Here is a 12,585-nt window from a genome sequence, read left to right as displayed (position 1 = left end):
GGTTTCAGCGAGGCAAGGCCTGAAAGCACATTGCCGTCAGTGCAACAGCGGGCCGGCTGTTGGCAGGCTGCCCCCGTTACGCCGCACTATCAGGAACCGCGCGAGCGCTGGAAGCAGCCACAGCGCGCCAAACATGTTCCACAACAGCATGAAGGTGAGCATCAACCCCATGTCGGCCTGGAACTTGATAGCCGAGAACATCCAGGTGGCCACGCCAATGGCCAGGCATAGCCCGGTGAAGAGCACGGCTTTGCCAGTGGAACGCAGGGTCTGGTAATAGGCTTCCTGCAGGGGTAACCCGGCGCGTAGGAAACTGGCCAGGCGGCTGTAGATGTAAATGCCGTAATCCACGCCAATGCCCACCCCGAGGGCGATCACCGGCAGCGTGGCGACCTTCACCCCAATCCCCATGGCCGCCATGAGCGCGTTGCCCAGCACCGAGGTCAGCACCAGCGGCAGCACGATGCATAACGTTGCCGCCAGCGAGCGGAAGGTGATGAAGCACATCACCGCAACGCACAGGTACACCAGCCCGAGGATGATCAGCTCGGCCGAGGCGATCACTTCGTTGGTGGCCGCTTCCACGCCAGCATTGCCCGCCGCCAACAGGAAGGTCATGCCCTCACGGTCGTGCTCGGCGGCGAACGCCTGCACCGTGGCGGTCACCGCCTTGAGGGTCTGGGCCTTGTGGTCATTGAGGAACACCAGCACAGGCGCCAACGAGCAGTTGGCGTTGTACAGGCTGTCCGCGCGGGCGATGGAGTTGTTGAGTACGTCCTGGTTGCGCGACAGGCTTTCCCATTTCAGGCTGCCCTCGTTCATGCCCTTGATCACCTGCTTGGACACGGTCACCAGCGACACCGCCGACTGCACGCCAGGCGTGCCTTCCAAAGCCCAGCTGAGGTCGTCAATGGCGGCCATTACCGGGTAGCTGGAGCATTGCTCGGCGCCCGTCTTGACCATCACCACCAGCACGTCGGAACTGGTGGAGTAATGCTGGATGATGAACGCGTTGTCGCGGTTGTAGCGGGAATCGGCACGCAACTCCGGCGCGCCTTGGTCCAGGTCGCCGATCTGCAACCGTTGGCTGTACCAGAGCCCGGCGGCGAAGGCCACCAGTGCCAGCACCAACGATACCCGGGCAACCCGTGGGCTGGCAAAGCCAGACAGCACCCGCCAGAACCGATGGTCGCGTTGGGCATTGCGGCGGCTGCGTTCTATCGCGCGGCCGCTGATGCCCGCGTAGGAAATAGCTACAGGCAACAGGATCAGGTTGGTGAACACGATCACCGCCACCCCTACCGAAGCGCCGATCGCCAGTTCGCGGATCACCCCGATGTCGATCACCAGCAACGTGATGAAACCCACGGCGTCGGCAAGGATGGCGATCATTCCAGGAAGGAACAGCTGGCGGAAAGTGCGCCGCGCCGCGATCAATGCGTTGTCCGCATCGCCGGACTGCAAGGCGATACCGTTGATTTTCTGCACGCCGTGAGAAATGCCGATGGCGAAAATCAGGAACGGCACCAGCATGGAGTAAGGGTCCAGGCCAAAGCCCAACGCGTGCATCAGGCCCAACTGCCACACCACCGCCACCAAGGTCGCCAGCAGCACCGCGACGGTGCTGCGCAGGCAGCGCGTGAAGGCCAGCAGCAGTACAAGGGTGACCAGCAGCACCACGGCGAAGAACATCACCACCATGAACAGCCCGTCGATGAGGTCGCCTACCTTTTTGGCAAAGCCGACGATGTGAATCCGTACCTGGGGGTTTTGCGCCTGGTACTTGTCGCGCACTTTGTCTTCGAGGGCGTGGGAAAGCTGGCGGTAATCGAGCTGCACGACCGCGCTGGGGTTCTGCGGGTCGGCATAGCGCTCTAGCAGCGGCACCTCGATGATCGTGGAGCGGAAGTCATTGGCGACCATCCGCCCCACCAGTCCGGACTTGAGCACGTTGTCCCGCAGTTTTCCCAGGCTCGCGTCGGAGCCGTCGTAACCGGGAGGGATGATTTCGCCGCCGGCAAAGCCTTCCTCGGTAACTTCGGTCCAGCGCACGCTGGGGCTCCAGAGCGACTTGAGCCCGGCACGGTCTACCCCGGGCAGGTAAAACAGCTCGTCGTTGATTTGCCGCAGGGTGTCCATGTAGCCCGGCTGGAAGATATCGCCCTCGATCGCTTCAACGGAAATGCGCAGAGTGTTGCCCAGGTTCGCCAGGTCATTGCGGTGGGCCATCATATTCTGAATGTAGGGGTGGCCCAGCGGGATCATCTTCTCGAAGCTGGTGGAGGGGCGTATCTGCAACGCCTGCCAGAACAGCACCACGCTGGTGATCAAGCACAGGCCGATGACTGTCAGGCGATGGTCGAAGATCAGCCGTTCCAGCAAGCCGGCGCGTTGGGACTCGGGCGGTGGGGGTACGGTCGCCTGGTTCATTGCACAGCCTCCCTGGTTGCGTTCACCTCTGAGCGGCGGGCGCCGCCCTGCCCCACCAGCCACAGCTCGCCCCCAGGCGCCTCGGCTACCGCCGCCAGCGATTGCCGGTCCGGGCGAATGAACGCATTGAAGGTCGCGCCGTTATCGTTGCTGCGCAGCACCGCGCCGCCATTGCCCACGATCACCAACCCACCGTTGCTCAGCAACGCGCCGCCTGCCAGCCCGCTGTTCACCGGCGCCTGCTCTGTACCTGGGGTAACCGCTTCCCAGTTGTTGCCATCGTCGGTAGAGCGCAACAGGTTGCCGCGCAAGCCGTAAATCAACACCGTGCCAGCTTCACGGGTGGGCAGCACACCGAAGAGCGAGCCGTCATAAGGGGATTCGAGCCGTTCCCACTGTTCTCCGCTGTCGTGGGAGCGGAACAGGCTGCCTTGCTCGCCAACAATGAACAGGCTGCCATCGCCGCTGGCGCCAATGCCATTGAGGTGCAGCTGGTCAGGGTTGTCCACGCGCTCGCTGGCATCTTCCCAACTAGCGCCACCATCGTAGGTGGCCAACAACTGCCCGTAGGCGCCCACGGCCAGGCCGCGCTGAGCATCGGCAAACCATACGTCCAGCAATGGCGCCTCGCGGGCGAGGTCTTCGTGCTGCAATTGCCAGTGGAGGCCGCCGTCGCTGGTGGCGAGTATCTGTGCATCGTGGCCCACCGCCCAGCCATGCTGGGCATCGGCGAAATAAACGGCCGTCAGCAGGGCATGGGTCGGCGCTTCGGCGAGTTGCCAGTGCTCGCCTGCGATATCGGAAAAAAGAATCTGCCCCCGGGCGCCGACCGCCACCAGCCGCTCACCTGTGTTAGTGACGTCCAGGAGCAAGCCATGAAGGGCCCGTTCAGCGGTAGCCTCGGGTGGCGTGGGTAGGTTGGCCGCCGCCGCGCAGCACAGCGGGGCGAGCAGCGAAAGCGCAAACAAAAGCGTTTTCCCCATGGAGCCTTCCTTTTTGTTGTTAGTAATGGCCAGGAGGAGATATAGCGCACAACCCGCCCTGTCGGGGGGCCATTCACGCTGGCGATAAGGCGAGTGCGGCCCATCGAATGGCGCGCCCTGCAGGGAAACAGGGCGCGCCGGGGCGGTTACGCGAGGCTTTTGCTAACCACCTCAAACACATCGCTGGACAGCGGGCCGCTGGCCTTGATGCGCTCCAGCTCGCCTTTCATCAAGGCCTGGCGCGCACCGCCGAACTTGCGCCAGCGGGTAAGCGGCGTGAGCTGGCGCGAGGCGATCTGCGGGTTAAGCGCGTTGAGCTGGATCACCAGGTCTGCCAGGAAGCGGTAGCCGCTGCCGTCGGGCGCATGGAAGTTGATGTGGTTTTGCCCGGCAAACGCGCCGATCAGGGCGCGGACCTTGTTGGGGTTGCGCAGGCTGAATGCCGGATGCTCCATCAACGCCTTCACTCGCTCCAGCCCGCCTGGTAACGTGCTGGCCGCCTGTACGCTGAACCACTGGTCCATCACCAGCGGGTTGTCCTTGAAGTGCTCGGCGAAGGCTTCCAGCGCCTTGGCACGCTCGGCTTCGAATGGCGAATTCACCAGCACAGCCAGTGCGGTCAGCCGTTCGGTCATGTTGTCGCAATGGTCATACTGTTCCAGCGCGGCCTTCAGCACTTCATCGCGCCCGCTGAGCATCAAATACGACAGGGCGATGTTCTGCAGGCTGCGGCGAGCGAAATGCTCGGCGCTCGCCTCGTAGGCCGTGTTGCGCGACACCTCGCGGTTGGCGCTGTAGCGGGCCCACAGCGCGTCATAAAGCTCATCGGCAATGCGTTTGCGAGCGAATTCCCGCGCGGCGTGAATGGCGTCCACGTCCGCCACTTCGCTCAACTCCATCAGGTAGGCTTCGCCTGGCAGGGAGAGCATTTCGGCGACCATGGCCTGGTCCAGGCTGTCATCTTTGAGCAGGGTGCCCAACGCGGTGATCAGGCGAGGGTCCACTTCCAGCGGCTGGCCGGCCTGGTGTTGCCCAACCAGCTCCTGCAGCACTTGCACCGACAGCTGCTGCCCGGCATCCCAGCGATTGAAGCCGTCGCTGTCGTGCTGCATCAGGAACATCAACTGGTCGCGGTTGTAGGGGAAGCTCAGCTTGACCGGGGCGCTGAAGCCGCGAAGCAGCGATGGCAGCGGCTTTTCCGCAAGGCCCGTGAAAGTGAAGGTTTGCTCGGCCTCGGTCACGGCCAGTACGCGGGTGGTAGCGCCGTGCTCGCCCTCGCCTTGCAACTGCAGCGCAATGTCTTCGCCTTGAGCATTGAGCAGGCCAAGCGCGACCGGGATCACGAAGGGCAGCTTTTCCGCGCTTTCCGGGGTAGCCGGGCAGCTTTGGCGGAAGGTCAGGCTGTAGGTGCCTGCAGCCTCTTCATACGCCTCGCTCACCGCCAGCCGCGGCGTGCCCGCCTGGCTGTACCAGCGCTTGAACTGGGTGAGGTCCGCGCCATTGGCGTCTTCCATGGCCTTGATGAAGTCGTCGCAGGTCACGGCTTGGCCGTCATGGCGCTCGAAGAACAAGTCGCTGCCCTTGCGGAAACCTTCGGCCCCCAGCAGCGTGCGGATCATGCCTACTACTTCAGCACCCTTTTCGTACACGGTGAGGGTGTAGAAGTTGGAGATTTCCATGAAGCTTGCCGGGCGAACCGGGTGTGCCATCGGGCCGCCGTCTTCGGCGAACTGGTGTGTACGCAGGTAGGCTACGTCCTCGATGCGCTTCACCGTGGCCGAGTTCATGTCGGCCGAGAAGCCTGCGTCGCGGTACACCGTGAAGCCTTCCTTGAGCGACAACTGGAACCAGTCGCGGCAAGTCACGCGGTTGCCGGTCCAATTGTGGAAGTATTCGTGTGCAACCACCGCTTCGACCCGCTGGTGGGCGGCGTCGGTGGCGGTTTCGGCCTTGGCCAGCACGCAGCTGGAGTTGAAGATGTTCAGGCCCTTGTTTTCCATGGCCCCCATGTTGAAGTCGTTCACGGCCACGATCATGAAGATGTCCAGGTCGTATTCACGGCCGTAGACTTCTTCATCCCAGCGCATGGACTTCTTCAGGCTGTTCATGGCGTGCTGGCATTTGTCGATGTTTTCTGGCTCGACATAAATGCGCAGGGTCACGTCCCCCTTCGTGGCGCGGGTGAACGTGTCTTCGATGCACCACAGGTCACCAGCCACCAGCGCAAACAGGTAGGCGGGCTTTTTGAACGGATCTTCCCAAGTGGCCCAGTGGCGACCGTCTTCATCTTCGCCGCTGGCCACCGGGTTGCCGTTGGACAGCAGAATCGGGTACCGCTGCTTGTCTGCGCTCAGGCTGGTGGTGAACCGGCTCATCACGTCCGGGCGGTCCAGGTACCAGGTGATCTTGCGGAAGCCTTCGGCCTCGCACTGGGTGCAGAACATCTTGCCGGACTTGTACAAGCCTTCCAGTGCGGTGTTGGTTTCCGGGTGAATGCGCACGCTGCTGTCCACCGTGAAGCTGGCCGCAGAGGGCTGCAGCGTGAGGTGGGTGTCGTCGATGTGATAGTCGGCGGCGCTCAGCTCGCGGTCGTCCAGCTTGAGCGACAGCAGTTCCAGCTCCTGGCCGTCGAGCACCAGCGGCGGCAAGCCTTCGCCTGCCTCGGGGTTACGCCGCATCACCAGTTGGGCGTGCACGAGGGTGTGGTCCTCGTGCAGCTCGAAGGTGAGGTGGGTTTCGTCGATCAGGTAGTCGGGGGCCTTGTAATCCTTGAGATAGATCGTTTTCGGCTGTTCTGTGCGCATGGCCTCGTCCTTCTACTGGTGCACGGCGAGCTGGTAGGCCGTGTATTTGCGAATATTGATCACGCCGGTGTCGAATATCAGGTATTGACCCTTGATGCCGGTCAGGGTGCCTTCGACCACCGGGTCCTTGTCCAGGTTGAAGCTGGTGATCTTGCCGGGGTACGCCTGCACCGGATAGCCGATACGAACCACTTCGGCGTCGGGCAGTGGCTGGATCGCCTGCAGGCCGAAGCGCTCCTGCAACATCGTGATCCCGGCCCCGCAGCTGTCGAACAATTGCTCGCGTACTGCGATCAGGTCCACTTCGGCGGCATCGCCCTTGAGCAGGGCGCGCCAGTTGGTGCGGTCCGGTACCTGCGAGCGGAAGAGGTCTTCCACCAGGCCGGACTGCTGACGCGTGGCCACACGCAGGATCGGCAGCGCCTGGCTCGCGCCCTGGTCCAACCAGCGCGTGGGCAACTGCGTGGCGCGGGTAATCCCCACCTTGATGCCGGAGCTGTTGGCCAGGTACACAATGTGATCGGTCATGCAGAACTGCTCTCCCCAACTGGGCTCACGGCAGGTGCCGTGCTCGTAGTGGCAGCGCTCGGGGCTCATGATGCACAGGTCGCAGGCCGCCAGCTTGGTCATGCAAGGGTAGCAGTAGCCTTGGCTATAGCTGCTTTTGGTGCGCTTGCCGCAATTGGTGCAATGGATAACCCCAAGGTATTCGAGCTTGAGGCGTTGCCCGATCAAGGCGTTGAGCGGCACTCGGGTGTCGCCGACACGCAAGTCGTAACAGGCACGGTCGTTTTCGATGCGAATGGCCATTTTGCTGACAGCGCCACGGCCCAGCTCGGTCATGGGTGTACCGATCAATGGATGGCATCCGACTTGAACAGGATATTGCCGATGGGCGCGGATTTGGAGCTGCATTCCTGCGGCCCCATGTAGCCGGTGCGCTGGTCTTCGGGCAGGTTCTGCAGCTCCCAGGCGATCACCGCCTGCAACGACAGCTCCTTCTGCTCCTGGCTAAGCTTGCGGCCATCGGGCCATTTGCCGATCTCCACAGCCAACTTGAGGCTCTCGTAGATATCGGGGGTAATGTTTTCGATCATCTCGGCGAAGGTGGTCATCGCGGTTCCAGGCTGTTCAAAGTCATGAAGTATGAGCGAAGGTCAGGCAAGGCGAACATAGGCGAGGACGCGCAGTTTACTAGTTGTAAATGAGCATTACGACCGGGCTGGCGATCCAGCCTATGTTCAACGCAGCATCACCTAGCGCAGTCAGACTATTTTACGGCGTGCCAGCGCGCCACCCAATAGGCCGGTGATACAACCTATCAATAACCCGCCCAAATGCGCTCCATTGGCAATATCGCCAAAGCCCAGCACGCTGGCCGCGCCCAGCAAACACAGGCCCAGCCAGGCCAGCATCATGATAAGCACGCCCTTGGGCATCCGATACAACGGTGACGGCGCCAGCCAGTTGAATAGCCAGAGGTGCCCCAGCAGCGCGTATAGCACGCCGGACAAACCGCCAAACAGGGCCGGGCCGCTCCACAGGTACTGGGCCAGGTTGGATACTCCGGCCGATAGCAGTGTGAGCCCAGCCAAGGCCCATGAACCCTGCCGCCACTCGATCCGCCGGCCGAGCTCCCAGAACCACAGGCCATTCATGGTCAGGTGGAGGATGCCGAAATGGATGAAGATCGGGCTCACCAGCCGCCACCACTGCCCCGCTTCGAGGGTTTCGATCCAGGGCACGAACCAGGCGTAGTCTCCTTGCTGGTGGAAATCCACGAAGGTCAGCCAATGCAGCGGCTCCAGGTTTTCCCCTAGCAGGCTGATGGCTGCAACGATCAGGCAGATAAGCAGTACGCCCGTGGTGATAGGGCTGGCGCGCAGTTGCCGCCAGGCGCCGGCCGCGCGGCCTGGCCCGGGCAAACCGGGCGGCGCTGTGCTTGGGGCAGTGTCGCCATCCGGGTAGCGCTCGTGGAGCACGCGAACCTGCTCGGCCATGTGCTCAGTGGGCACCCACAGCACTTGCTCGTGGCCCTCTTCGGTTACCCGATGCGGCACTTGCAGCCGGCGCAGCAGGCGAACGAAGCCGCCCAGATCATGGGTAACAGGCAGGCGCAGCGCGGGAACCGGCTTCAATGGGCGGGCTCCGGCCGGGTAACATCCACCCACACGAACTTGGCGGGGTCGAGCACGGTTTCGTCATCCAGGCGATACGCGACCATCTTGCCGTAAAGCACCGCGCTGTAATCCAGGCAGGCCAGGTTGGGCCGGATGGGCGCCGGGGCCCCGCTGCGCCAGTAGTGGCCCACGAACAGCAAGGGTTCGTGCGGGCCGTAGCGTAGCAAAGAACCCTTGTCCCCAGGGCTTAATGGCCGGCGGGCAACGGCGTCAGGCAGCGCATCAGGCTGGAACACCACATCTCCATAGGTTTGCGGGTCGTCTTCCCAGAACTTGGTTCGGAAGAACGCACGGGTAAGGCCGTCCCCCCCGGTGATGGCCATACCATCGGGCAGGCGCATGTCGGTGCCACGTAGCAGGCGGTCGAATACGGTCGCGGCAAAGCTGCCGGATACGCTTGAGGCCTGCACGAAATGCGCATCCACCCGGCCATCGGGGAACACCTGGCGCAGCGGCGTGATGAGGTTGCTGTCCCAGCAGGCATGCACCAGGCGGAACCGCCCCGCATCCACGAACAAAGGCATTTGATAGAACCACTCGAGAAAATCTTCCCAGTCGCCTGGGTGATGCTCGAACTGGTCGAGGGTGGCCTGAATCAGCCGCTGGTGGCGCGGGGTATGCTCGCGTACGTAGGCTTTGCCTGAACCAGGCAGTGCGGGGGTGACCCAGCCCAGCGCATTGAATTCGTGGTTGCCCATGATGCACCAGGCCTGCCCGGCTTCTACCATGTCATGCACGATGTGCAAGGCCTCGCGGATACGCGGGCCGCGGTCGATGATGTCGCCAAGGAATACCGCCTGGCGTTGCGGGTGGCGCCATACTCCGGCGTGGCGACGGTAGCCCAAGGTGTCCAGCAGGTGCTCAAGGGTATGCGCGCAGCCGTGCACGTCGCCGATCAGGTCGTACCTTCGGGAAGGGTCGAGCATCACTCGCCTCCGCCGCCGAGCTTGCTGCCCCAGCCGAGCTTGGTGCGGCATACCTCGTAGTAGTTGTGGTCCAGCGGGTGGATCAGGCGAAGCTTCTGCGGTTTTTTCTTCACCGTCACCGTGTCGCCCGGGGCGCAGGTGAAGTGGTTCTGCCCGTCACAGGAAACCTGCGGGTAGATGGTCATGTCCTTGGCTACCACGATCTTCAGCTCGCTGTTGCCATCCACCACGATGGGCCGGCCCGACAGGGTATGGGGGTACATGGGCACGATCACGATGGCATCGAGTTTGGGGTGCATGATCGGGCCACCGGCCGACAGCGCATAGGCAGTGGAGCCGGTGGGGGTGGCCACGATCAGGCCGTCGGCCTTCTGGCTGCACACGAACTGGCCGTCGATATAGATCTCGAACTCGATCATCCGGGTGGATTTGCCAGGGTGAAGCACCACGTCGTTGAGAGCGTCACCCTGGCCGATGGCTTCGCCATGGCGGCGCACTTCAGCCTCGAGTAAAAACCGGCTTTCGACCAGGTAGTGGCCATCGAGCACCTCGGCTACCTTTACCTCGAGTTCGTCGGGGCGGATGTCGGTAAGGAAGCCCAGGCTGCCACGGTTCACGCCCAACACCGGGATATGGTGGCGGGCCAATGCCCGAGCCGCGCCCAGCAGGCTGCCGTCGCCACCTACCACAATCACCAGGTCGCACACCTCACCCAGCATCTTGCGGGTAGAGGTTTGCAGGCCGTGGCCGGGGAGCACTTCGGCGATGGTATCTTCAAGGATCAGGTGCAGGTGCCGTTCCACCAGGAACTTCTTCAGCCGGCGGATAGTGTCGAGCACCTGCGTGCTGCCCAGGCGGCCGATGATACCGATATTACGAAACTGCTCCATGGGGCTCCCGGTGGTCTGGTGAGGCAAAGCAGCGATTATGGGCCAAAGCGCCGGGCCAGACAAAAAGCATACGGCTGAAGTTGCAAGGGATGAAAACCGCTCAAGCGTCTATGCTGCGCAAATGAACCCTTTCGCCTCGCTTGTCGACCTTCCCCGCCTGCTGCATCGCCCGGCAGTGCGCGACCTTGCCTGGGTACTCACATCACCAGCCATGCTGAGCCAGGCGCCGTGGGCCCAGCGCCACCCGTTACAGGGCAGCGAATGGGCCGACGCGCCGGAGCTGATGGCCCGCTGGCTACGGCTGCTGGACCGTGACGATACTGCTTTGAGCGATTGGCTGGCTGTGAGTTCGAATCACCGGCTGGGCCTCTACTATGAACGTTTGTGGCAGTTCGCCTTGCGCGAGGCGCCGGGCGTGGAACTGCTGGCGGCCAACCTGCCCGTACGCGAGAGTGGTCATACCCTTGGGGAAATGGACGCCATCCTGCGGGACCATGAAGGGTTGCACCACGTTGAACTGGCCGTGAAGTTCTATCTGGGCCGTGATGACACCAGCGGTGAGAACACCGCAGACTGGCTGGGGCCCGGCCGGGATGACCGCCTGGACCGCAAGCTGCTGCACCTGAGCAGCCATCAGTTGCCGCTCTCGAACCAGCCGGCGGCGCGCCAACGGCTGGCGGCGCTCGGGCTATCGGCGCCGGAGCCCTGGCTGTGGCTAGGCGGTTACCTCTTCTACCCTTGGCATGCCCATGGCGAGCCTCCGGCCGGCGCCAACCCGGAACATCTGCGCGGGGACTGGCTGCATCGCTGCCAATGGCCAGCGATGGCCGCCAATGCCCGCGGTTACTGGCAGCCCCTGCCCCGGGCCCGCTGGCTGGCACCGGCGCGGTGCCTTACGGCAGAGCTGTGGGACACCTTTACCTTACAGCACTGGCTGGATGAGCTCCCTGCCGATGCCCCCGCACAACTGCTCGTACGCATGGTGCCCCAGGGCGAATATGCCCACGAGGCCCAGCGGCTGTTTCTGGTGAGCGATGGCTGGCCAGCGCTGCGCGCCTGATCTACCCCAGGCCGCGCCCTGCCCTACTGCCTGCGCCGCAGCAGGCAACAGGCCACGCCCACCAGCCCCATCAACACGCTGTAGCCCACCATCACCCATGGGCTCCAGGGCACCAGGGCCAGCAATGCCAGGGGAGTGAGGCTGGCCCACAGCGCATAGGCCAGGTTGTAGGTGAGGGAAATACCGGACACCCGCACCTCTGGCGGGAATAGCCCTACCATCACCGCCGGCACCACGCCCACCACGCCACTGCACAACCCCGCGACGGCGTAGGCCAGGCCGGGGCTGCCGAGGCCCAGCACCAAGGTGCCGTAGAGCACAGTCGTACCCACGGGAAGCAGCATGCTGTACACCAGCAAGGCTCGCCAGGCGCCGATGCGGTCCACCAGCAACCCTGCCAATACGCAGCCGATATTCAGCGCCACGATGCCCAAGGCGCTTAGCCCGAAGGTATCGGCAGCGCTCAAGCCAAAGCGCTGTTGCATCAGCGTAGGCGTGAGCACCACAAGAATGACCACCGCAGTGGTCAGTACGCAGGTCAGCACAACCGCTGGCAACAAGCTTGCCCGGTGCGCCTTCAATACCTCGGCCAGCGGTAACGTGGTACCGGCGGCCTGCCGCTCGCGCATGGCAAGGAACACAGGGGTCTCGCTCAGCAGGCGGCGCAGCCACACCCCGATGATGCCGAACAGCCCGCCCAGCAAAAACGGCAAGCGCCAGCCGTAGTCGAGCATCTGCTCAGGGCTGAGTGTACGTGCCATGGCTGTGGCCACCAGCGCACCCAGCAGGTAGCCAAAGGTCAGCCCCGCCTGGAGAAACCCCAGGGCATAGCCGCGCCGAGCCGCCGGCACATGCTCGGCCACGAACACCCAGGCACTGGGCACTTCGCCCCCTACCGCCGCGCCTTGAAGCACCCGCAGTGCCAGCAGCGTAAGCGGTGCCCAGTAGCCGATCTGCGAATACACCGGAATCACCCCGATGATCAGGCACGGCAGCGCCATCATCAGGATGCTGAGGCTGAACACACGCTTGCGCCCCAGCCGGTCGGCGTAGTGCGCCATGACCAGCCCGCCGAGGGGCCGAGCCAGGTAGCCCGTGGCGAAGATCCCGAAGCTTTGGAACAGCCTCAGCCACTCGGGCATTTCAGGCGGGAAAAACACCTTCGACAACGTGAGCGCGAAGAACACGAAGATAATGAAATCGTAGATCTCCAGCGCGCCACCAAGCGCTGCCAGGCCAAGGGTCTTGTGGTCCGCTCGCGACAAGGAGGCGGGCCGATTCGCAACAGGGGCAATTTCCATAAAGGTCTCGA

Annotated in this window: 10 protein-coding genes; 1 reads left to right on the top strand and 9 read right to left on the bottom strand. The window is 63.3% G+C overall.

All coding sequences use genetic code 11. From position 1 onward, the window contains the following. Positions 1 to 36 precede the first annotated feature (36 nt). The 8 genes from LG385_RS07205 to LG385_RS07170 form a co-directional block, all read right to left on the bottom strand. Positions 37 to 2,430: an efflux RND transporter permease subunit gene (locus LG385_RS07205; RefSeq protein WP_225773604.1), complete on the bottom strand. Its 2,394-nt coding sequence runs from the start codon at positions 2,428 to 2,430 to the stop codon at positions 37 to 39. Further along, a complete protein-coding gene (locus tag LG385_RS07200) occupies positions 2,427 to 3,413 on the bottom strand; it encodes a WD40/YVTN/BNR-like repeat-containing protein (protein WP_225773602.1) in 987 nt (328 codons plus the stop codon). The genes LG385_RS07205 and LG385_RS07200 overlap by 4 nt, the downstream gene beginning before the upstream one ends. Before the next feature lie 146 nt (positions 3,414 to 3,559). Continuing rightward, positions 3,560 to 6,217, bottom strand: a complete 2,658-nt coding sequence (gene pepN, locus LG385_RS07195) for an aminopeptidase N (RefSeq protein ID WP_225773600.1) — start codon at positions 6,215 to 6,217, stop codon at positions 3,560 to 3,562. A 12-nt stretch (positions 6,218 to 6,229) separates the two neighbouring features. Next, entirely contained in the window at positions 6,230 to 7,060 is an 831-nt protein-coding gene (locus LG385_RS07190) for a DUF2797 domain-containing protein (RefSeq protein WP_225776189.1), read from the bottom strand. A gap of 11 nt (positions 7,061 to 7,071) precedes the next feature. After that, complete coding sequence (locus LG385_RS07185; RefSeq protein WP_181116860.1) at positions 7,072 to 7,332, bottom strand: YeaC family protein; 261 nt, start codon at positions 7,330 to 7,332, stop codon at positions 7,072 to 7,074. Between the two features lie 150 nt (positions 7,333 to 7,482). Beyond that, on the bottom strand, positions 7,483 to 8,355 hold the full coding sequence (locus LG385_RS07180; protein ID WP_225773598.1) for a rhomboid family intramembrane serine protease: 873 nt from the start codon (positions 8,353 to 8,355) through the stop codon (positions 7,483 to 7,485). Beyond that, positions 8,352 to 9,323 (bottom strand): metallophosphoesterase, encoded by a 972-nt coding sequence (locus LG385_RS07175; RefSeq protein WP_225773597.1) that lies wholly within the window; start codon positions 9,321 to 9,323, stop codon positions 8,352 to 8,354. Before LG385_RS07175 ends, LG385_RS07180 begins: the two co-directional genes overlap by 4 nt. Continuing rightward, entirely contained in the window at positions 9,323 to 10,213 is an 891-nt protein-coding gene (locus tag LG385_RS07170; RefSeq protein WP_225773595.1) for an NAD(+) kinase, read from the bottom strand. The genes LG385_RS07175 and LG385_RS07170 overlap by 1 nt, the downstream gene beginning before the upstream one ends. 121 nt (positions 10,214 to 10,334) lie before the next feature. Here LG385_RS07170 and LG385_RS07165 point away from each other — a divergent pair, with 121 nt between their 5' ends. Then, the gene (locus tag LG385_RS07165; protein WP_225773593.1) at positions 10,335 to 11,273 is read left to right on the top strand and encodes a DUF1853 family protein; all 939 of its coding nucleotides are present in this window, start codon (positions 10,335 to 10,337) and stop codon (positions 11,271 to 11,273) included. A 23-nt stretch (positions 11,274 to 11,296) separates the two neighbouring features. On the opposite strand, the gene LG385_RS07160 is transcribed toward LG385_RS07165, so the two are convergent. After that, a complete protein-coding gene (locus LG385_RS07160) occupies positions 11,297 to 12,574 on the bottom strand; it encodes an MFS transporter (protein ID WP_225773591.1) in 1,278 nt (425 codons plus the stop codon). Positions 12,575 to 12,585 lie beyond the last annotated feature (11 nt).

The sequence above is a fragment of the Pseudomonas sp. Marseille-Q5115 genome (assembly GCF_916618905.1).
Taxonomy (GTDB): Bacteria; Pseudomonadota; Gammaproteobacteria; order Pseudomonadales; family Pseudomonadaceae; genus Aquipseudomonas; species Aquipseudomonas japonica_A.
The sequence above is the reverse complement of the archived record's forward strand: the minus strand, read 5'-3'. Positions and strand labels throughout refer to the sequence as shown.